General features: G+C 40.7%; 19 protein-coding genes and 1 other RNA gene. 17 read left to right on the top strand and 3 right to left on the bottom strand.

All coding sequences use genetic code 11. The features are described 5' to 3' along the window. The first annotated feature begins 8 nt into the window (after nt 1-8). From ftsL to pepC, 12 genes are all read left to right on the top strand, one after another. Nucleotides 9-344, top strand: a complete 336-nt coding sequence (gene ftsL / locus AB5Y61_RS05805; RefSeq protein ID WP_118398451.1) for a cell division protein FtsL — start codon at nt 9-11, stop codon at nt 342-344. Continuing rightward, nucleotides 337-2,619 (top strand): penicillin-binding protein PBP2X, encoded by a 2,283-nt coding sequence (gene pbp2x / locus AB5Y61_RS05800; RefSeq protein WP_368403476.1) that lies wholly within the window; start codon nt 337-339, stop codon nt 2,617-2,619. Before ftsL ends, pbp2x begins: the two co-directional genes overlap by 8 nt. A gap of 1 nt (nt 2,620) precedes the next feature. After that, complete coding sequence (gene mraY / locus AB5Y61_RS05795) at nt 2,621-3,613, top strand: phospho-N-acetylmuramoyl-pentapeptide-transferase (RefSeq protein ID WP_368403475.1); 993 nt, start codon at nt 2,621-2,623, stop codon at nt 3,611-3,613. Between the two features lie 135 nt (nt 3,614-3,748). After that, the gene (locus AB5Y61_RS05790) at nt 3,749-5,092 is read left to right on the top strand and encodes a DEAD/DEAH box helicase (protein WP_195487754.1); all 1,344 of its coding nucleotides are present in this window, start codon (nt 3,749-3,751) and stop codon (nt 5,090-5,092) included. Between the two features lie 196 nt (nt 5,093-5,288). Continuing rightward, nucleotides 5,289-6,089, top strand: a complete 801-nt coding sequence (locus AB5Y61_RS05785) for an amino acid ABC transporter permease (protein ID WP_368403474.1) — start codon at nt 5,289-5,291, stop codon at nt 6,087-6,089. After that, a complete protein-coding gene (locus tag AB5Y61_RS05780; protein ID WP_003003991.1) occupies nt 6,089-6,832 on the top strand; it encodes an amino acid ABC transporter ATP-binding protein in 744 nt (247 codons plus the stop codon). The genes AB5Y61_RS05785 and AB5Y61_RS05780 overlap by 1 nt, the downstream gene beginning before the upstream one ends. An 81-nt stretch (nt 6,833-6,913) precedes the next feature. Continuing rightward, on the top strand, nt 6,914-7,141 hold the full coding sequence (locus AB5Y61_RS05775) for a DUF4059 family protein (RefSeq protein WP_003003995.1): 228 nt from the start codon (nt 6,914-6,916) through the stop codon (nt 7,139-7,141). A gap of 58 nt (nt 7,142-7,199) precedes the next feature. Beyond that, a complete protein-coding gene (gene trxB, locus AB5Y61_RS05770; RefSeq protein WP_368403473.1) occupies nt 7,200-8,111 on the top strand; it encodes a thioredoxin-disulfide reductase in 912 nt (303 codons plus the stop codon). 139 nt (nt 8,112-8,250) lie between these two features. Beyond that, nucleotides 8,251-9,711 (top strand): nicotinate phosphoribosyltransferase, encoded by a 1,461-nt coding sequence (locus tag AB5Y61_RS05765; RefSeq protein ID WP_368403472.1) that lies wholly within the window; start codon nt 8,251-8,253, stop codon nt 9,709-9,711. Next, the gene (gene nadE, locus AB5Y61_RS05760; protein ID WP_003010362.1) at nt 9,708-10,532 is read left to right on the top strand and encodes an ammonia-dependent NAD(+) synthetase; all 825 of its coding nucleotides are present in this window, start codon (nt 9,708-9,710) and stop codon (nt 10,530-10,532) included. Before AB5Y61_RS05765 ends, nadE begins: the two co-directional genes overlap by 4 nt. A gap of 209 nt (nt 10,533-10,741) precedes the next feature. Further along, entirely contained in the window at nt 10,742-11,293 is a 552-nt protein-coding gene (locus tag AB5Y61_RS05755; RefSeq protein ID WP_347089782.1) for a GNAT family N-acetyltransferase, read from the top strand. Between the two features lie 67 nt (nt 11,294-11,360). Then, nucleotides 11,361-12,695 carry an aminopeptidase C gene (gene pepC, locus AB5Y61_RS05750; RefSeq protein WP_368403471.1) on the top strand — a complete coding sequence of 445 codons (1,335 nt, stop codon included), beginning with the start codon at nt 11,361-11,363 and terminating at the stop codon, nt 12,693-12,695. Nucleotides 12,696-13,127: 432 nt separating this feature from the next. Here pepC and pbp1a read toward each other — a convergent pair whose 3' ends face one another. Beyond that, nucleotides 13,128-15,242 (bottom strand): penicillin-binding protein PBP1A, encoded by a 2,115-nt coding sequence (pbp1a, locus tag AB5Y61_RS05745; protein WP_368403470.1) that lies wholly within the window; start codon nt 15,240-15,242, stop codon nt 13,128-13,130. Then, nucleotides 15,243-15,836: a Holliday junction resolvase RecU gene (recU, locus tag AB5Y61_RS05740; RefSeq protein WP_368403469.1), complete on the bottom strand. Its 594-nt coding sequence runs from the start codon at nt 15,834-15,836 to the stop codon at nt 15,243-15,245. Between the two features lie 64 nt (nt 15,837-15,900). On the opposite strand from recU, the gene AB5Y61_RS05735 reads away from it, so the two are divergent. From AB5Y61_RS05735 to AB5Y61_RS05715, 5 genes are all read left to right on the top strand, one after another. Beyond that, entirely contained in the window at nt 15,901-16,428 is a 528-nt protein-coding gene (locus tag AB5Y61_RS05735) for a DUF1273 domain-containing protein (protein WP_368403468.1), read from the top strand. A gap of 69 nt (nt 16,429-16,497) precedes the next feature. After that, complete coding sequence (gene gpsB / locus AB5Y61_RS05730; protein WP_368403467.1) at nt 16,498-16,839, top strand: cell division regulator GpsB; 342 nt, start codon at nt 16,498-16,500, stop codon at nt 16,837-16,839. Nucleotides 16,840-16,855: 16 nt separating this feature from the next. Further along, an RNA gene (gene rnpB / locus AB5Y61_RS05725) (RNase P RNA component class B) lies at nt 16,856-17,221 on the top strand. A 66-nt stretch (nt 17,222-17,287) separates the two neighbouring features. Further along, nucleotides 17,288-18,445: a class I SAM-dependent RNA methyltransferase gene (locus AB5Y61_RS05720; protein WP_368403466.1), complete on the top strand. Its 1,158-nt coding sequence runs from the start codon at nt 17,288-17,290 to the stop codon at nt 18,443-18,445. An 11-nt stretch (nt 18,446-18,456) separates the two neighbouring features. Further along, the gene (locus AB5Y61_RS05715) at nt 18,457-19,881 is read left to right on the top strand and encodes a cell division site-positioning protein MapZ family protein (protein WP_368403465.1); all 1,425 of its coding nucleotides are present in this window, start codon (nt 18,457-18,459) and stop codon (nt 19,879-19,881) included. 75 nt (nt 19,882-19,956) lie between these two features. Here the strand turns inward: AB5Y61_RS05715 and AB5Y61_RS05710 are convergent, their stop codons facing one another. After that, entirely contained in the window at nt 19,957-20,439 is a 483-nt protein-coding gene (locus AB5Y61_RS05710; protein WP_014712735.1) for an S-ribosylhomocysteine lyase, read from the bottom strand. Nucleotides 20,440-20,521 lie beyond the last annotated feature (82 nt).

The following is a 20,521-nucleotide window of genomic DNA, read 5'->3' as shown; positions in this document are numbered from 1 at the left end:
GAAATGATATGGCAGCAAGAGATGAGAGAACAAGAACGCAGATGTTGCAAGAGCGCTTTCGCCATTTCTCTAGAGTAGAAAAGGCTTTTTATGGATCGATTGTCCTAACAGCTGTGATTTTAGCCATTAGTATCGTCTTTATGCAGACGCGGATTTTACAAGTACAGAGTGAGTTGACTGATTTGAATACGGAACTAGAAGCCAAAAAGACGGAATTGGCAGATGTTCGTCAAGAGGTCAATGAATTAACACGTTATGACCGCTTATCACAGTTGGCTAGCTCCCAAGGAATGAAGCTGCAAAAAGAAAATCGAAAAACAGTGAGTGCAAGTAGTGATGAATAAATTTAAAAAATTTTTAATCGGGTATTCGATAAAGAAACGTCGCTTGCCGGATCAGAATCGAAAACAAGTTGGGAAAAATCTCAGTGTACTGGCGATTTTCCTCTTTTTTCTCTTTCTGATTAATTTTGCAATGATTATTGGGACTGACAAAAAATTTGGTGTGACCTTATCGGATCAAGCCAAAAAAGTCCATGAGCAGACGGTTATTGTTCCTGCAAAACGTGGAACGATCTATGACCGAAATGGAGCAGTAATTGCTGAAGATGCTACGACCTATAACGTTTATGCCGTTATTGATAAAAAGTACAAATCAGCAACCGGGAAAATCCTCTATGTAGAAGATAGCCAATTTAAAAAAGTAGCAGAAATTTTTAAGCAGTACTTAGGGATGGATGAGGATTACGTCATTCAACAGTTGTCGCAAAAGAAATTGAAACAGGTTTCTTTTGGCTCGAACGGAAACGGCATTACTTATAGTAATATGACAGCTATCCGTGAGGCCATGGAAGCGGCGAAGATTGAAGGTATTGCCTTTACAACAAGCCCAAATAGAAGCTATAAAAATGGAGTCTTTGCTTCTCAATTTATCGGTCAAGCTTCGCTTCAAGAAGATAATGATGGGAATAAAACCCTGAAGGGGCAATCAGGGATGGAGAAATCCCTCGATCGTATTCTCGCTGGTCAAAATGGGGTTATCACCTATGACAAAGACCGAAACGGGAATATCGTTCCTGGTTCAGATAAGGTTTCTGTCAAAACAGAAGATGGAAAAGATGTCTATACGACCATTTCAGCAGAATTACAAACCTACCTTGAGACGCGAATGGATGTTTTCCAAGAAAAAGTAAAAGGAAAGTATGTTAGTGCGACTCTTGTGAGTGCAAAAACTGGAGAAATCCTGGCGACAACGCAACGTCCATCCTATAATGCGGATACCAAACAAGGGTTGGATCTGAAAAACTTGAAAACCTGGAATACCATCCTTTATCAAGATCAATATGAACCGGGTTCAACGATGAAGGTCATGTTATTAGCTTCGGCGATTGATCATGGAACCTTCCCAGCCTATAATGAAGTATACTACAGTAACGAACTACAAGTAAAAGATGCGACGATCCGTGACTGGGATGTCAATATGGGACTGTCTGAAGGTCGCTATATGAATATCGCACAAGGCTTTGCTTACTCAAGTAACGTGGGGATGACCCGCTTGGAGCAAAAGATGGGAAATGCTGTCTGGATGGACTACCTAACCCGCTTTAAATTCGGTCTTCCGACCCGTTTTGGAATGGGAAATGAAGCTTACGGGGGTCTTCCAGGGGATAACTATGTCAGTCAAGCCATGTCTTCTTTCGGTCAAGGGATTTCCGTCAGTCAAACCCAAATGTTACGGGCCTTTAGTGCCATCGCTAATGATGGACAAATGTTGGAGCCGAAGTTTATTAGTGCTATTTACGATAAAAAATCAGACACAGCCCGCAAATCAAAAAAAGAAGTTGTTGGAAAACCAGTTTCAGGATCAGCTGCACAACAGACACGGAACTATATGATCACCGTCGGAACAGATCCAGAGTATGGAACCTTGTACAGTGATGGACCCATCATTCAGGTACCCGGTCAAAACGTTGCGGTGAAATCAGGGACTGCCCAAATGGCGACAGATCAAGGATACTTGCAAGGAGAAAATGATTATATCTACTCGGTTGTAGCCATGACACCTGCAGAAGATCCTGAATTCATCATGTATGTGACGGTCCAACAACCAGAAGTGAAATTCTCATTCACCAGCTGGGAAGAGCTGGTCAATCCTATTTTGGAAGATGCAGTTGCTTTAAAAGACGAATTGCATCTAACATCAGAGGCACCAACTTTGGATGATGTGACCAAAGAAACGACCTACAAAATCCCTTCAGTAGAAACTCTCTCTAAGGAGTTGAATCTGAAACAAAATCTGAGCCCAGGTGCTTATTCAGAGGAATTGCGTCGCAATTTGGTGCAACCAATTGTCCTAGGAACCGGGAAAAATATCCGCAAGATGTCTGTGGATGTAGGCTCTAAAGTCAAAGCCAATCAGCAAGTATTGTTATTGACAGAAGACTTTGATGCGGTTCCAGATATGTACGGTTGGACAAAGAAAAATGCGGACATCTTTGGAGAATGGACTGGAATTGAGATTACCTATAAAGGTAGTGGAAAGAAAGTAACCAAACAAAGTGTCAAAATGAACACCTCACTTAATAAAACTAAAAAGATTACGTTAACATTAGGAGACTAAGATGTATATTGCTACGATCCTTGTATCGTTTCTATTAACAGTGGCTGCTATTCCAGCCTTTATTCGATTTTACCATCGTGCTCATATTTCTGGGCAACAAATGCATGAAGATGTGAAACAACACAAAGCGAAAGCTGGCACTCCGACAATGGGTGGAGTTGTATTTCTCATTACAGCCGTTCTAGTTAGTTTTGTCGTTACCGTATTGACTGGAAATTTCACGCGCTCTGTTCAACTGATTCTATTTATCTTGATTCTATATGGAATTGTTGGATTTTTGGATGACTTTTTAAAAGTTTTTCGTAAGATTAATGAAGGGCTCAATCCAAAGCAAAAACTAGCTCTTCAACTCGTTGGTGGAATCATCTTCTATATTTTTTCTGAACGCCACGGTGCAGGAAGCCTTTTGAATGTCTTTGGTTACGATCTTTACTTGGGCCATTTCTACATTCTCTTTGCTTTGTTTTGGTTGGTTGGTTTTTCAAATGCCGTCAATTTGACAGATGGGATTGATGGATTAGCCAGCATTTCCGTTGCCATTAGCTTGAGTGCCTATTCCTTTATTGCCTATATGCAAGGAAAATGGGATATTCTCTTTGTCACCTTAAGTATGATTGGGGCCTTGCTTGGATTCTTTGTCTTCAACCACAAGCCAGCTAAAATCTTTATGGGAGATGTCGGTAGTCTTGCTCTTGGAGGGATGCTTGCAGCCTTGTCAATGGCTCTGCATGTAGAGTGGACCCTGCTCCTGATTGGTCTTGTCTATGTCATTGAAACAGGTTCAGTGATGCTACAAGTGACCTATTTCAAATGGACCAAGAAACGCTACGGGGAAGGGCGACGGATTTTCAGAATGACTCCTTTCCACCATCATTTAGAACTGGGTGGACTTTCTGGAAATGGCCAAAACTGGTCAGAATGGAAAGTGGATGCCTTTATGTGGTCCATTGCCTTGGTAACAAGTGTCATCACTCTTGTTCTTCTCTACTTATAAAAAAGACGGTGGGCTTGCCCATCGTTTTTTTGCTGACTCAGAGAGACTTTGTTGGTTAGGAAAAATGACTCATAAGAGAGGCACGAAGTCAGCTTTTCTGATATAATAATAGAGATCATGAAAGGAACTGAGAAAATGAAATTTACAGAGTTTAATTTTAAGCCTTATATTCAAGAGGCACTGAAAGAAATCAATTTTAGAGAAGCAACTGAAGTACAGGAAAAACTAATTCCGATTGTCTTAGCTGGGAATGATTTGGTAGGAGAGTCAAAGACTGGTTCTGGAAAAACCCATACATTCCTCTTGCCGATTTTTCAAACGTTAAATGAAGACAACGATCAAGTTGAAGCGGTCATCACGGCTCCTAGTCGGGAGTTGGCAACGCAAATTTACCAAGCTGCTCGTCAAATCGCTAGTCATTCTGAAAAAGAGATTCGGATTGCCAATTATGTTGGAGGAACGGATAAAAGTCGTCAGATTGAAAAATTGCAGGTCAAACAACCGCATATCGTGATTGGAACTCCAGGTCGGATCTATGATCTAGTTGCATCCGGTGATCTGGCTATTCATAAAGCTCATACCTTTGTGGTAGATGAGGCAGATATGACACTGGATATGGGATTTTTGTCTACCGTAGATAAGATTGCTTCAAGACTACCGCAACAACTGCAGTTTTTGGTGTTTTCAGCTACCATTCCACAAAAATTACAGCCTTTCTTGAAAAAATATCTCTCAAACCCAGTTATGGAGCAAATTAAGACCAAGACGGTGATTTCAGATACCATTGATAATTGGCTGGTTTCCACCAAGGGACGGGATAAAAATGAGCAAGTTTTCCAATTGACCAAGACCTTGCAGCCTTATTTGGCCATGATTTTTGTCAATACAAAAACAAGAGCAGATGATCTTCATGCCTATTTAGTAGCTCAGGGACTCAAAGTGGCGAAGATTCACGGAGATATCCCACCACGTGAACGAAAACGGATCATGAATCAGGTGAAAAATCTTGATTTTGAGTATATTGTGGCCACAGATTTGGCGGCGCGTGGAATTGATATCGAAGGGGTGAGCCATGTCATTAACGATGCCATTCCTCAAGATCTTTCCTTCTTTGTCCACCGTGTTGGTCGGACAGGTCGCAATGGCCTACCAGGTGTAGCCATTACTCTTTATCAACCAAGTGATGATTCAGATATCCGTGAACTAGAAAAAATGGGCATTCGTTTCGTACCGAAAGTGTTGAAAAATGGGGTTATTGAAGATACCTATGATCGGGATAGACGGGCGAATCGTGAGAAAAAGCAAGAGAAACTTGATATCGAAATGATTGGTCTGGTGAAGAAGAAAAAGAAAAAAATCAAACCAGGCTACAAGAAAAAAATCAAATGGGCAGTTGATGAGAAGCGAAGAAAAACTAAGCGAGCGGAAAACCGTGCGCGTGGTCGGGCAGAACGAAAGGCCAAACGCCAAACTTTCTGATCCCTTGTTTCAAATGTTTAAAAGAAAACATAGATTTTCTTTATGAACTCCATAAAGAAAAACTATTGGGAACTTGTCTAAAATTATGATAGACTAAACTTGTGTAGTCTATCATTTTTCTATTTCTGTAGCAATTTTTGGAATTCCGATAGTGAATGTGATAGAATGTTTATGTTCGAGAAAGGAAGTAACAAGAATGTTTACAACTAATCTATTAACAGCCAACTGGTATGCCGACTTTTTAAAACACGTTCCAGATAGCAAGCTGTTTAGTTTGAGAGCTGTATTGGATGCATTCCCAGCTGTCATAGGGAAACTGCCTGTGACGATTTTACTAGCCCTGGGAGGCGCATTTGTTGGGATTATTTTTGCCATGATTTTTGCTCTGGTCAAAATTAATCGTGTACGAATCCTCTACCCGCTTCAAGCTGTTTTTGTCAGCTTTTTACGTGGGACTCCTTTGTTGGTTCAGTTGATGTTGACCTATTATGGGATTCCTCTTATTTTAAAAGCGATCAATCAGTCTTATGGAACAGCTTTTAATATTAATGCCATTCCAGCTGAGCTATTTGCAATTGTGGCCCTTGCCTTTAATGAGGCGGCGTATGCGAGCGAGACCATCCGGGCAGCGATTTTATCGGTGGATCCTGGTGAGATAGAGGCAGCGCGTAGTCTTGGAATGACCAACCGTCAAGTATACCGCCGGATTATTATTCCCAATGCAGCAGTCGTTGCAACTCCAACCTTAATCAACTCTCTCATTGGTTTAACCAAGGGGACATCGCTAGCCTTTAGTGCCAGTGTGGTTGAAATTTTTGCCCAAGCACGGATTATTGGGGGGAGCGATTTGAAGTATTTTGAACGCTTTATCACGGTATCGATTGTTTACTGGATTGTGAATATCCTCATAGAAATGCTAGGCCGACACATTGAACGTCGACTGGATATTGAGACTCCCGTAGCAATTGATTTACCAGATCAGGAGGTCCGGATCTAATGATTTATATTTCAGAATTATCAAAGACATTTTCAGGTCAAAAGGTTTTAAATAATCTAAGTTTGGAAATTCAAAAAGGGGAAGTCGTAGCCTTGATTGGGTCTTCTGGAGCGGGTAAATCGACCTTTTTACGCAGTTTAAACTATTTGGAAGCACCAGATAGCGGTAGAATTAAGATTGATGATTTCGAAGTTGATTTTGAGCACATTACCCAAGATCAAATCTTAACCTTAAGAAGAAAATTGGCCATGGTGTTCCAACAGTTTAATTTGTTTGGTAGAAAAACAGCTCTTGAAAATGTGAAAGAAGGGCTCATTGTTGTGAAGGGCTTATCCGATCAAGAAGCAACGAAAATTGCTCGAGAAGAACTGGCAAAAGTCGGCTTATCGGATCGTGAAAATCACTATCCTCGTCACCTCTCAGGTGGACAAAAACAACGTGTGGCTTTGGCCCGTGCCTTGGCTATGAAACCAGAAGTTCTTTTGCTGGATGAACCGACTTCAGCCTTGGATCCAGAATTGGTTGGAGAAGTTGAAAAATCCATTGCCAATGCGGCAAAATCAGGACAAACCATGGTACTGGTCAGCCATGATATGTCTTTTGTAGCGCAAGTAGCAGATAAGGTCCTATTTTTGGATAAAGGACGGATTATTGAATCTGGAACACCAGAGGAAATCATGCAACATCCAAAAGAAGAACGGACAAAAGAATTCTTTGCTAGTTACAAACGGACCTATGTTTGATATAATAGAGAAGAGGTAAGACTCAGCTGGCAATGCTAGCTGGGTTTGTTTTCTGAAAATGTAAAAATATTTGGAGTCGTGATGTTAAATAAATTATTGTCCTTATATTTACAAAGTTTAGTGACGACAACGATTTTAGTTGGGATCGCTTCTTGTATTTGGATTGGCTACCGTGCCCTTAAGAAGAAAGATAAAACAGCCAAGCAACGACAAGCCCATTTGTATGATATCCTCTTAATTGATATCATGACGATTCCTATTTTAACCTTTGCGGTCATAGGGATTTTGTTTATCTTTCAAGCACGATAATTGCAAAAAGACCGTGTTAGAATTATAATGGTTACAACAAAACAGAAAGAGGTTGAGTATGTTTGATACAGTGATTATTGGAGCAGGGCCTGCAGGGATGACTGCTGCCCTTTATGCAGCACGAAGCAATTTAAAGGTCGCATTAATTGAGAGAGGAATTCCAGGCGGTCAAATGAACAATACGTCTGACATTGAAAACTATCCTGGCTATGCGAATATTAGTGGCCCAGACTTGGCTGAAAAAATGTTCGAGCCTTTGGAGAATCTTGGTGTGGAACATTTGTTTGGACAGGTAGAGCGCATCGAAGACCTCGGAGCAACCAAAAAGATTGTCACAGATGATGGAGAATTTGAAGCTAAAACCGTGGTGATTGCAACAGGGTCTAACCACCGTTTATTGAATGTTCCTGGTGAAGAGGAGCTGAATAGTAGAGGGGTTTCCTACTGTGCTGTTTGTGATGGAGCTTTCTTTAGAGATGAGGATCTCTTGGTTGTTGGTGGCGGCGATTCTGCGGTAGAAGAAGCTGTCTTTTTGACTCAGTTTGCAAAAACAGTGACGATTGCTCACCGAAGAGACCAGCTTCGTGCCCAAAAAGTTCTTCAAGATCGTGCCTTTGCCAATGATAAAATTCACTTTGCTTGGAATACCGTTATTGAAGAAATTAAGGGTGAACAAAAAGTAGCGTCTGTCCTTTTAAAAGATGTGAAGACAGGAGAGGTTAGAGAGCAAGCCTTCGGTGGTGTCTTTATCTATGTCGGTTTAGATCCTGTCAGTGATTTTGCGACAGAACTTGGTATTTTAGATGAAAATGGCTGGGTGATCACGGATGATCATATGAGAACCACAGTCCCAGGTATTTTTGCGGTTGGTGATGTTCGTCAAAAAGATTTGCGTCAAGTGACGACAGCCGTCGGAGACGGTGCGATTGCTGGCCAAGAAGTTTATAAATATATCACAGAAAACTTTTAATCCAAAAAAATCTGAGCTTCCTGTCTCAGATTTTTTTCATGCTTTCCTTTCAGTATTCAATAAGGCTGAATTATGCTATAATAGTACTAATTTTATGGTAGGAATTCATAGAACAAATCTATAAAAAAGAGGTATACATATGTATCCAGATGACAGTTTAACCTTGCATACTGATTTATACCAAATCAATATGATGCAGGTCTATTTTAATCAAGGTATCCACAATAAACATGCCGTATTTGAAGTCTATTTTCGTCAACAGCCTTTTAAAAACGGCTACGCAGTATTTGCTGGCTTAGAGAGAATTGTGAAATACTTGGAAAACTTGAGTTTTTCTGAGAGTGATATTGCCTATTTAGAGTCACTTGGTTATCATGGGGCCTTCTTGGAATATCTCCGTGATCTCAAGTTGGAATTGACGGTACGCTCGGCTCAAGAAGGAGACTTAGTCTTTGCGAATGAACCAATTGTTCAGGTAGAGGGCCCTCTGGCTCAGTGTCAATTGGTGGAAACAGCCCTTTTGAATATCGTCAACTTTCAAACCTTGATAGCCACAAAAGCTGCTCGTATTCGTTCAGTCATTGAAGATGAGCCTTTGATGGAATTTGGAACCCGTCGTGCGCAAGAAATGGATGCTGCCATTTGGGGCACTCGTGCGGCAGTCATCGGAGGGGCCAATGGGACTAGTAATGTTCGAGCAGGAAAACTCTTTGGAATCCCTGTTTTAGGAACCCATGCCCATTCTCTTGTACAGGTATATGGAAATGACTACCAAGCCTTTAAGGCTTATGCTGAAACCCATAAAGATTGTGTCTTCCTCGTAGATACCTATGATACCCTTCGTATTGGGGTACCAGCAGCTATTCAGGTAGCGCGTGAAATGGGAGAGAAGATCAATTTCTTAGGCGTTCGGATTGATTCAGGAGATATTGCCTATATTTCTAAAAAAGTTCGCCAGCAATTAGATGAGGCTGGGTTTACAAATGCTAAAATCTACGCTTCTAACGACTTGGATGAAAATACCATCCTCAACTTAAAAATGCAAAAAGCAAAAATTGATGTATGGGGTGTGGGAACCAAGCTCATTACAGCTTACGATCAACCAGCACTTGGGGCGGTATACAAAATTGTTTCTGTTGAAAACGAAGCAGGAGAGATGATCAATACCATCAAGCTTTCTAATAATGCAGAGAAAGTTTCTACTCCAGGTAAAAAGCAAGTCTGGCGGATTACGAGTCGTGAAAAAGGTAAGTCAGAAGGGGACTACATCACTTATGATGGAGTAGATGTTTCACAACTGACAGAACTTAAAATGTTCCATCCTACTTATACCTATATCAATAAAACGGTCCGAAACTTTGAGGCTATTCCTCTTTTAGTGGATATTTTTAAAGAGGGGCAATTGGTTTATCAACTGCCAACATTATCAGAAATTCAAGAATATGCTCGTAAAAATTACGATCAATTATGGGATGAATACAAGCGCGTCCTCAATCCACAGCATTACCCAGTTGACTTGGCAAAAGATATTTGGCAGGATAAGATGGATCTAATCGAGGAAATGCGTAACAAGGCCAATGGAGAAGGAGAAGCAAAATGAGTTTGCAAGAAGAGATTATCCAACAATTGGGTGTCAAGCCTAGCATTGATCCTCAGGAAGAGATTCGCCGCTCGGTTGATTTCTTAAAAAGATATCTAAAAAAACATCCCTTCTTGAAAACATTTGTATTAGGGATCTCAGGAGGACAAGATTCAACTCTTGCTGGACGATTAGCTCAATTGGCCATGGAAGAAATGCGCGCAGAAACAGGAGATGCCTCCTATCAATTTATTGCCGTTCGTCTTCCTTATGGGGTACAGGCAGATGAAGCAGATGCACAAAAAGCATTGGCCTTTATCCAGCCTGATGTTAGCCTGGTTGTGAATATCAAGGAGTCTGCTGACGAAATGGTACGAGCAGTAGAAGCGACTGGAACAGAGGTTTCTGATTTTAACAAAGGCAATATTAAGGCTCGCAGTCGCATGATTGCTCAGTATGCTCTAGCTGGAGCACGTAGCGGAGCGGTGATTGGGACGGATCATGCTGCAGAAAATATTACTGGTTTCTTCACAAAATTTGGAGATGGTGGTGCAGATATTTTGCCCCTTTTCCGTTTGAATAAACGCCAAGGAAAACAATTGCTCAAGGCCTTAGGAGCCGATCCTGCTCTTTATGAGAAAATTCCAACAGCAGATTTGGAAGAAGAAAAACCAGGAATAGCAGATGAAGTAGCGTTGGGTGTCACCTATAATGAAATTGATGATTACCTAGAAGGCAAACAAGTGAGCCCAGAAGCTCAAGCCACTATTGAAAAATGGTGGTACAAAGGCCAACACAAACGCCACTTGCCAATCACAGTATTTGATCATTTTTGGGAGTAAAAAGGTCCAGTGGACCTTTTTAGCCCGAGTCTTAAAATAGGAGAACGAGGTAGAGATCGGTAACTCGCAGAGTTCGATTTCGTAGTCTCACCATACAATATTGTGAAAAGCATCAAAAAGAAGGGCGGTTTCATCCGTCCTTTTCTTCTAGATTAAAATAACCAACTTGCAAAGTTCAAGTTGCATAAAAAAATGAAGGGAGAGAATCTATGAATCATCTTGGAAGTCTTGTCATAGAGACAGAGCATTTATACTTGAGGCCTTTCGTTTTGGAGGATGCACCAGCGATGTTTGAAAATTGGGCTTCTGATCCTGAAACCCTGAAATATGTCACCTGGGATGCCCATGCATCTTCTGAGAGAACCAGAGAATCGATCAAAAGATGGATCGAACAGTATCTTAAACCAGATACTTATAAATGGGCGATCTGTTTGAAAACATCACCGGATCAGGTAATTGGAGATATTAGTGTGGTTTCTCAAGACCAGGAAAGTCAATCATGCGAGCTAGGTTATATCCTTGGCAAGAAATTCTGGAGGCAGGGATTCATGACAGAAGCCGTCATAGCTGTTTTGGAATTCTTATTGAACAAAGTCGGATTTAAAGAAATCAAAGCCACTTATGTCAGTTTAAATCCTGCTTCTGGTAAAGTCATGAAAAAGGCCGGAATGCAGTATGTAGAAACCATTCCTCATGCCATTCAACGCAAAGGATATTGTGGGGATAAAATCATCTATTCTATACAGAATCCCTCTCTATAGGGTGATTTTTACTTGAAGATTCTGCTCAAAGGATTATAATAGTAAATAACGAAAAAAGGAGATTGCTATGTCAGAATTAACGAAAGAATTTACAGACCAGCTCTATGCTAATTATGAAGCAAATGTGAAATATGCGGCTCTTGAAAATGCTGTTACCCACAATGGGATCCATGCATCGCTTGAAACGCGCAAGAGTGCAGTAGAAAATACACCAGTTTTTTCACTTGATTTGACCAAGGATAAGGTGACAAACCAAAAAGCATCTGGACGTTGTTGGATGTTTGCGGCTTTAAATACCTTCCGTCACAAGATGATTTCAAGCTTCCAATTGGAGGATTTTGAATTGTCTCAAGCACATACTTTCTTTTGGGATAAGTATGAAAAATCAAACTGGTTTTTGGAGCAAGTGATTGCTACAGCAGACCAAGAATTGACCAGCCGTAAGGTGGCTTTTCTCCTACAAACCCCACAACAAGATGGCGGTCAATGGGATATGGTGGTATCCCTCTTTGAGAAATACGGAGTGGTTCCAAAATCAGTTTATCCAGAATCGATTTCTTCAAGTAATAGCCGGGAATTGAACACCTACCTCAATAAACTCTTGCGTCAAGATGCGCAAATCTTGCGTGACTTGATTCACTCAGGCGCAGATAGTGAGGCAGTTGCGAGCAAGAAACAAGCGTTGTTGCAAGAAATCTTTAACTTCTTGGCTATGTCTTTAGGATTGCCTCCGCGTGAATTTGACTTTTCATACCGTGATAAGGACAACCAATTCCATACCGAAAGTGGCTTAACTCCACAAAGCTTCTACAAAAAATATGTAGACCTTCAATTAGACGATTACGTCTCTATTATCAATGCCCCAACTACAGATAAGCCATATGGAAAATCTTACACCGTAGATATGCTGGGCAATGTGGTTGGTAGCCGTCCAGTCCGCTACCTAAATGTTCCAATGGATCGATTGAAAGAATTAGCTATTGCTCAAATGAAAGCAGGAGAAACTGTCTGGTTTGGTTCAGATGTAGGCCAAGTCAGCAACCGTAAAGCCGGAATCCTGGCAACAGATGTCTACGATTTTGAAGCAGGCATGGACATTCATTTGGTTCAAGACAAGGCGGGTCGCTTGGACTATGCAGAAAGCCTCATGACACACGCTATGGTCTTGACAGGGGTTGATTTAGACGAAGCAGGTCAGCCTCGTAAATGGAAGGTTGAAAATTCATGGGGAGACAAGGTCGGTACAGATGGTTACTTTGTGGCTTCTGATGCTTGGATGGATGAATATACCTACCAAATCGTGGTTCGTAAAGAATTCCTGACATCAGACGAATTAGCAGCCTATGAAGCAGAACCAATTGTCCTAGCACCGTGGGATCCAATGGGAGCTTTGGCAAAATAATGATATAGAAAAGAGCCGAAAGGCTCTTTTCAGATTGAAGACAAAATATCTTAAAAACTTTCCTTAGGTGAGTACGGACGTCAGCGAACTTCTTTAAAGTTCCATGACTAATTATTGAGTCTAAGGTCTCAATAATTCCGAGTGCCTGAAACAATAACGTTTCAAGCACTTTTCTCACAGCGGAAAGTTTCAGTATTTTCTTAAATCGATTTAAATATTGGAACTCAATTTTGTTTTTTGCAGAATCACTTAACTTATTTTGCTTTAAAATAGTTTGTCTACATTCTAATAAGAGCCGAAAGGCTCTTTTTTTTATATACTCAAAAATAAAAAAGCTGGGAAGTCTAACTAAATAAATCAGATTTTATTCGTTCTGGTTTTTTAACCATTGTTTTAAAAAAGCCGGGCGAAAAGCCCGACTTCTCTGTTATATTATTCGTTATGATTGTTAGATTCTTGTGAAGAAGGCTCAGATGGTTTAGATTGATTTTCTTCGTTCGAAGAGCTAGACGATGGTTCTTCATACGAATACTGATCAGTGGAATAACTTGGCTCATAGTAGTAGTTATTGTAGTTGTTCTTACCATTGTTTAAGTAGAGATAAGAACCACTTCGATACAGTCCACTTGGTTGCGTCCAATCCGTATGACCAGAGTTATTATTATTAGCAAGATAGAGCATCATTTGACGGTAGACATCCGTTGCGACCTGTATTCCATTATCCAATACTGGTGTAAAGCGATTGGAATAACCTGTCCATACTGCCATGGCATATTCAGGAGTGTAGCCTACAAACAATTCATCCGGTGTTACAATATTTGAATAAGCATTTTTTGTCAATTTACCGATTTCGTTATCAGCATAGTTTGATGTACCTGTCTTACCAGCTTGGTAGATTCCCGAAATGGCAGCATTTGTACCGGGACCAGACAAGAGAACTGTCTTCATCATATCTGTCATCATGTAGGCAGTTGTTGCCTTCATTGCACGAGTTCCTTCGGACTCAAATTCCTTGGTTGTGCCATCACTAAAGACAACCCGACTAACATAGGATGGTTTGTAATAGGTACCGCCATTGGCAAAAGCAGCATAGGCAGCAGCCATTTTTTCACTGCTAGCTCCGTATTTGTTACTTGAATCGCTAGTATTACTTGAGATGGCATTGGCGTATACCATTTCTGGATAATCGATTCCCAGTCCATTTAGGAATTTCTTGGCTTTTTTAAGCCCGACTTTTTCGAGGGCCTTCACCGCTGGAACGTTCCGAGATTGTTGGATTGCATAAGTCATAGTAATGCTACCGTAGTAAGAACGGTCCCAGTTGTAGAGTGGTGTTGAGGAATGAGGGAAATTATATGGTGCATCTGTAATGGTAGCTGCAGTAGAAGTGTATTCCTCATGCTCAAGGGCTGGGGCGTAGTCTGTGATTGGCTTCATAGTAGAACCCCAGTCACGGTTAGTCTCAACGGCTTGGTTTGTACCAAAGGAAACGTTGCTAGATTGGTGACGAGAGCCAAGTTGTGCAATGACTTTACCATTATTAACATCGATAACTGTTGAAGCTACTTGCAACTCATCATCTGGATAGTTGACATATTCATCTGTATTGTAGATATCCCACAATTTCTTTTGAGCTTCAGTGTCAACGTTAGTATAGACATCCATCCCAGTTGTCAACAAATTGTAGCCCGTTTCTTCTTCGACTTGCTCGATCACTTCTTTTAGGTAATTATCCATATAAGCTGGATAACTGCTTGAAGAGCTAAGACTTTGAAGACCATCTGTAACAGGTGTATTCACTGCCGCTTCGTATTGTTTATTGGAAATGGACTTCATATCGAGCATTTCTTTTAAAACTAAGTTTCGGCGTTGAAGTGCCGCTTCGGGATGAGAATAAGGATCGTATTGGTTCGGCGCTTGAGGCATCCCTGCTAGAAGCGCTACTTGAGGGAGCGATAGATCTTTTAGGTCTTTTCCATAATAGCTTTTTGCAGCTGTCTGCATTCCATAGTTCCCATTCGCCATAAATACTTTATTAACGTAATAGGTCAAGATTTCTTGTTTGGTTGCTTTCTTTTCCAACTGAGTTGCTAACCAAGCTTCTTGAATCTTTCGTGATAGGGTACGATCGGAAGCGGAAGTTGAGAAATAGGTTAATTTGATCAATTGCTGCGTTAAGGTTGATCCCCCTTGGCTTCCTCCTCGTAAGTTGTGAAGGAAGGAGCCACCAATCCGAATGATATCGACTCCACGGTGATTGAAGAATCGGTGGTCCTCAATCGCCACGATAGCGTTAACCAAATCAGTTGGGATTTGGTCTGTTGAGACGTTGATTCGTTTCTCAGCACCTAAATCCGCAATCAAGTTATTTTGATTGTCATAAATCTTACTAGATGTTGTGGCAACCAGATCTTTTTCAGACAAGGTTGGTGCTTTCATCGCATAATAACTAAAGATTAGTCCACCAAGGACGAATAAAAGTAAGAAAAATGAAATGGCTGCTATGGCAACATATTTCAACCATTGAATGACTGTTTGTTTATTCATTTAAATACCGCCTAGAAGTTTCTGTTCGATAATATCAAGATAAGGAACGCTTGGAAGTCGATTCTTATCTACTAAAAAGCCGTGCTCCTGAATATAGGAGAGTGGCATGGATTTACTACCATGATCGATGTTGTAATAGTATATTAGTGGAGGAGCAGGAAGTAAGTAGGTTTCGCTCAACTTTGCAAAATGCAAGAGAACGAAACAGATACCACCTTGCTGGACAACCGCTTCCATATGATCAATCTGATGTTGATGAAAATTTTTCATCGGCATGGACTGCTTTTGCTGTGTTTCCTTAGCTTCAAAATCGATATAGCGCCCCTTGTATACTCCAGAATAGTCCGTGGTTGAGGCTTGTCTAAAATAGGCCTCAACAATCTTTGCTCGACTGCGATGTGGGTAATCTACTTTCACGATTTGAATGGGAGTTGGTTTCTTATGGATAACTGCTAGCCCTCGAGAAAGATAGTATTGATTGCTTTCGTTGATCATTTTTTCAAATGTCATCCCACGATTCGCAAAGTCGACTGGGTGTTTCCTTTGTGTAGAGACCAAGGTTTTTTTGGCTACTTTATGTGGATAGTTGACCATAGTTCTCCTTATTGGTACAATTACATCACTCTATTATATCATAAATTAGAATAATGAGGAAAAAATGAATACCATACTTGTTGCAGGTTATAAGAGTTTTGATGTGGGCGTCTTTTCCAATAAAGACCCTCGACTGACCATTATCAAAAAAGCCATTGAAAGAGATCTTCGTCGTCTATTTGAAGAAGGAGTGAAATGGCTAGTCTTTTCTGGTAATTTGGGATTTGAGGCTTGGGTACTAGAGGTTGCCTTAGAATTAAAAAAAGACTATGATTTTCAAATGGCAACGATCTTTTTATTTGGAACTACTGGTGAGAATTGGAATGAAAGTAATCAGGAACTGTTAGCACGTTTCAAACAAGTGGAATTTGTAAAATATGCTTACCCTCATTATACGAATCCTGGACAATTTAAAGAATATAATCAGTTTTTGATAGAAAATGCGGATGGTGCCTATCTATTCTATGATCCAGAAAACGAAACCAATTTAAAATATCTTTACAAAATGATGCTCGAAAAAGAATCATTTTATGTCAAACGATTAAGTTTTGATGATTTAAATGATCTTGCTGAAAATTTTTACGAAAACTAAGTGTTATACCTTGATTTTTCTCACCAATTTTTTATATAATTGAGGTGATGAACTAGATTGGAGAGAGTAATGGCAAGTATTATTTTTACTGCGAAAGATATTTTTGATCAAGATTTTAAAAAAGAAGTTCGTGGATTTAGTAAAGTTGAGGTGAACGAATTTTTAGATGATGTTATCAAAGACTATGAAACCTACGCTGCTTTGGTGAAGGAGTTACGTGAAGAAAATGCGCGTCTTCGTGAGGAACTTGCCAAAAAAACACAGACAGTATCGCAAGCGTCTCCGATTGCAAGTGCTCCAACGCAAGAATTCCCGCAAGTGACAACAGCGACGAACTTTGATATTCTCAAACGTCTCAATCGTTTGGAAAAAGAAGTTTTTGGGAAACAGATCGTAGATCGCGATTATTAATCCCTTAGATCGTGCAATTTTTGGATAATCGCGTGAGAGGATGCTCTCATGAGGAAAGTCCATGCTAGCACAGGCTGTGATGCCTGTAGTGTTTGTGCTAGGTGAATCAATAAGCCTAGGGACTTGATCTTCAAGTTACGGCGAGCGAACGGGCTAAGTCTTCGGATAAGTTCTAGTAACTCTGAAAGTGCCACAGTGACGTAGTTTTTAGGGAAACCTAAAAAGTGGAACGCGGTAAACCCCTCAAGCTAGCAACCCAAACTTTGGTCGGGGCATGGAATACGTGGAAACGAACATAGTATTCTGACTGGAAACAGTAGACAGATGATTATCGAAGGAAATGGTACCTAGTCATTTCTGGAACAAAACATGGCTTATAGAAAATTGCATATAGGTTGATGAGGTGGAGAGAGATCTCAACCTCCTTTTTTAAAGTGATAGGAATAAGATGAAAAAACAATTTGAATTGATTGCAACGGCTGCTGCTGGTCTAGAGGCAGTTGTTGGTCGAGAACTACGCGATCTTGGCTATGATTGCCAGGTTGAAAATGGACGGGTTCGATTTCAAGGAGACCGTCGAGCAATCATCGAGACAAATCTCTGGTTGCGCGCGGCTGATCGAGTGAAAATTGTGGTTGGGACTTTTCCAGCCAAAACATTCGAAGAACTCTTTCAAGGTGTCTTTGCTTTGGATTGGGAAAATTATTTGCCTTTAGGAGTACGTTTTCCTATTTCTAAGGCTAAATGTGTCAAATCAAAACTGCATAATGAACCTAGCGTTCAGGCCATTTCAAAAAAAGCAGTGGTTAAAAAATTACAAAAACACTATGCCCGACCAGAAGGTGTTCCTCTCATGGAAAATGGTGCAGAGTTCAAAATTGAAGTATCGATCCTTAAAGACCAGGCTACCGTCTTGATTGACACAACTGGTAGTAGTCTCTTCAAACGTGGTTATCGGACTGAAAAAGGGGGAGCCCCTATTAAGGAAAATATGGCAGCAGCAATTCTTCTGCTGTCAAACTGGTATCCAGATAAACCCTTGATTGACCCCACATGTGGTTCTGGAACGTTTTGTATTGAGGCGGCGATGATTGCGAGAAATATGGCACCTGGTATACGTCGGACCTTTTCTTTTGAAGAATGGAACTGGATGGATGATCGCTTGATTCATGAAGTCCGTCAAGAAGCAAGCAGAAAAATCAATCGCGAGATCGAATTGGATATTATGGGAACCGATATCGATGCACGGATGGTTGAGATTGCCAAAGAAAATGCCCAGAAAGCGGGCGTTAGCAGTGACATTACTTTCAAACAGATGCGAGTCCAAGATCTTCAATCAGATAAGATCAACGGGGTGATTATCTCCAACCCTCCATATGGAGAACGCTTATCCGATGATGAGGGTGTGACGAAATTGTATACTGAAATGGGGCACGTATTTGCACCTCTCAAAACCTGGAGTAAATTTATCCTAACCAGTGATGAAGGTTTTGAATCTAAATTCGGTAGTAAAGCAGATAAAAAACGAAAACTTTATAATGGAACCCTAAAAGTTGATCTCTACCAATATTTTGGGGAACGAGTAAAACGGCAGATAAAGGCATAGAAAGGATTTTTATGACAGAGAAGGATAAAAAGCCACTAGAGCAAGAAACAGAATCAATTTTAGATTTTGAAGACGCTAAAGAGATGACGATTGGGCAGGCCAATCGAAAGGCAGAAGAAATCGAAGCAGGTGTAACTGAAGGCGATAATGTCTTAGACAAATATATCAAACAACACCGAGCAGAAATTGAAGCTGAAAAATACGATACAAAAATTTTGGCCAAAGAAGAATTGGCTAAAGCTGAAGAGTTGGCAGCTACAGAAACAGTTGCTGAAGTAGCTGAAGCAGTGGAGGCACCGGAAGTAACGGAAACAGTCTTGGAACAAAGACCTGAAATGGATGCTATCTCAACAGAATTACCTGCTAAGATTAAATTTGGACCCACACCAACTGAACCAGTTGTAGAAGTAGAGGACCTTCCTGAGGAAACACCAAGCAATGCTGGTAAACGAATCAAAGCGGTTTTATATTCTGCCTTAGGTCTTGCGATTGTCGGTTCAGCCATTTTTGTGACCTATAACTGGATGCATAGTCGTGGAAAAACTGGTGGTACAACAGTTGTATCTTCATCATCTAGCAAGTCATCTTCTACTTCTAAGTCAAGTAGCAGTGAGACACAGGCTCAAAAACTAGAAGAGTTTACCAAAGCCTACGATGCCTTTTTTGTAGATGAATCAAAAAGTGCTCTTAAAAATGATAAATTCGGAGACTTGGAAAATCTGAAGAAACTGCTGGACAAATTAGAAGGAAGCAGTGATTATAATGCGGCTAAAACAAAATATGAAGACCTTGTGAAGCAAGTTTCTGCTATTCAAAAAGTGAATTCTCAATTTAGTTCTCCTGTGATCAAAGATGGAGTTCTGGATGCAACTGCTAAAGCAAAAAGTGATGCGACCTTTGCAGAAACAAAGACAGGCAATGAAAAATTAGATAGCTTATTGAATGAGGCGGTTGCGCAAGGACGTTCACAACAAGTTGCGACACCGGCACCAGTGACAGGAACAGGTGGTACAGATACTTCTAATGCAACCCCAGCCCCAGCTCAAGCAGCAACGCCTACGGCCCCGGCTGTCAATGCTGCTCCAGGTAGTGCAGGAACTGCAAGTCCAGGCTATTCAGGGTACGGTCTTCCAAGCGATGGAGTTCCACTTCAGCGGAACTTGAGCCGTGTGCCATATAACCAAGCAGCTATCAATGATGTCAATAACCCAGCTTGGGTATTTGGTGATGGGATCCTTGAAAAAGTATTGAACATTGCTCGTAAACGTGGACATATCACTGGCAATCAATACATTTTAGAGCGCGTCAATATCATTAATGGGAATGGCTATTACAACCTCTTCAAACCAGATGGAACCTATCTCTTTAGTATCAATGCCAAGACTGGTTATTTCGTAGGAAACGGAAAAGGTCATTCAGATGCTCTGGATTATTAATGCTTGATCAGACATCCCCTTTCTGGGAAAAAATACAATAAAAAAGGATGAACCAGTGGTTCGTCCTTTTTTATATCAAACAAGATGACGTTCAAAGGGATCGTCCGAAATTCCTTGATCTAGAATCAGGCGACACCATTCTTTGGCTGAAAAGAGACTGTGGTCCTTGTAATTTCCACAAGACTCAATAGTTGTGCCTGGGACATTCTCCCAAGTGCTGACAGATGCAATTTCTTCTAAAGAATCTTTGATTACTTTAGCAATTTCCGTACTCGAATGTTGTCCCCACATGATCATATGAAAACCGGTGCGACATCCAAATGGGGAACAATCAATCATACCATCGATGCGTTTGCGAATGAGCATCGCAAGAAGGTGCTCGATCGTGTGGAGCCCTGCAGTTGGAATCGCATTTTCATTGGGCTGTACCAGACGAATATCAAAGTTAGAGATGATATCTCCTTTGGGTCCAGTTTCCTCCCCAATCAAGCGTACATAAGGAGCCTTCACAGCTGTGTGGTCCAATTCAAAACTTTCAACAATTACTTCTTTTGTCATATTCAAATCCTTCTTTGTTTTTCTTGATTATAGCATAAAAAAGCAGATTCAACAAAGTGGAAATAGATGAATTCCTCACAGA

Source organism: Streptococcus parasanguinis, assembly GCF_040908565.1.
Taxonomy (GTDB): domain Bacteria; phylum Bacillota; class Bacilli; order Lactobacillales; family Streptococcaceae; genus Streptococcus; species Streptococcus parasanguinis_AC.
The sequence above is the reverse complement of the archived record's forward strand: the minus strand, read 5'-3'. Positions and strand labels throughout refer to the sequence as shown.

Excerpts from the sequence above, each read along its gene's own strand:
- ftsL (WP_118398451.1), top strand. The coding sequence starts at position 9 with ATGGCAGCAAGAGATGAGAGAACAAGAACGCAGATGTTGCAAGAGCGC.
- pbp2x (WP_368403476.1), top strand. The coding sequence starts at position 337 with ATGAATAAATTTAAAAAATTTTTAATCGGGTATTCGATAAAGAAACGT.
- mraY (WP_368403475.1), top strand. The coding sequence starts at position 2,621 with ATGTATATTGCTACGATCCTTGTATCGTTTCTATTAACAGTGGCTGCT.
- AB5Y61_RS05790 (WP_195487754.1), top strand. The coding sequence starts at position 3,749 with ATGAAATTTACAGAGTTTAATTTTAAGCCTTATATTCAAGAGGCACTG.
- AB5Y61_RS05785 (WP_368403474.1), top strand. The coding sequence starts at position 5,289 with ATGTTTACAACTAATCTATTAACAGCCAACTGGTATGCCGACTTTTTA.
- AB5Y61_RS05780 (WP_003003991.1), top strand. The coding sequence starts at position 6,089 with ATGATTTATATTTCAGAATTATCAAAGACATTTTCAGGTCAAAAGGTT.
- AB5Y61_RS05775 (WP_003003995.1), top strand. The coding sequence starts at position 6,914 with ATGTTAAATAAATTATTGTCCTTATATTTACAAAGTTTAGTGACGACA.
- trxB (WP_368403473.1), top strand. The coding sequence starts at position 7,200 with ATGTTTGATACAGTGATTATTGGAGCAGGGCCTGCAGGGATGACTGCT.
- AB5Y61_RS05765 (WP_368403472.1), top strand. The coding sequence starts at position 8,251 with ATGTATCCAGATGACAGTTTAACCTTGCATACTGATTTATACCAAATC.
- nadE (WP_003010362.1), top strand. The coding sequence starts at position 9,708 with ATGAGTTTGCAAGAAGAGATTATCCAACAATTGGGTGTCAAGCCTAGC.
- AB5Y61_RS05755 (WP_347089782.1), top strand. The coding sequence starts at position 10,742 with ATGAATCATCTTGGAAGTCTTGTCATAGAGACAGAGCATTTATACTTG.
- pepC (WP_368403471.1), top strand. The coding sequence starts at position 11,361 with ATGTCAGAATTAACGAAAGAATTTACAGACCAGCTCTATGCTAATTAT.
- pbp1a (WP_368403470.1), bottom strand. The coding sequence starts at position 15,242 with ATGAATAAACAAACAGTCATTCAATGGTTGAAATATGTTGCCATAGCA.
- recU (WP_368403469.1), bottom strand. The coding sequence starts at position 15,836 with ATGGTCAACTATCCACATAAAGTAGCCAAAAAAACCTTGGTCTCTACA.
- AB5Y61_RS05735 (WP_368403468.1), top strand. The coding sequence starts at position 15,901 with ATGAATACCATACTTGTTGCAGGTTATAAGAGTTTTGATGTGGGCGTC.
- gpsB (WP_368403467.1), top strand. The coding sequence starts at position 16,498 with ATGGCAAGTATTATTTTTACTGCGAAAGATATTTTTGATCAAGATTTT.
- AB5Y61_RS05720 (WP_368403466.1), top strand. The coding sequence starts at position 17,288 with ATGAAAAAACAATTTGAATTGATTGCAACGGCTGCTGCTGGTCTAGAG.
- AB5Y61_RS05715 (WP_368403465.1), top strand. The coding sequence starts at position 18,457 with ATGACAGAGAAGGATAAAAAGCCACTAGAGCAAGAAACAGAATCAATT.
- AB5Y61_RS05710 (WP_014712735.1), bottom strand. The coding sequence starts at position 20,439 with ATGACAAAAGAAGTAATTGTTGAAAGTTTTGAATTGGACCACACAGCT.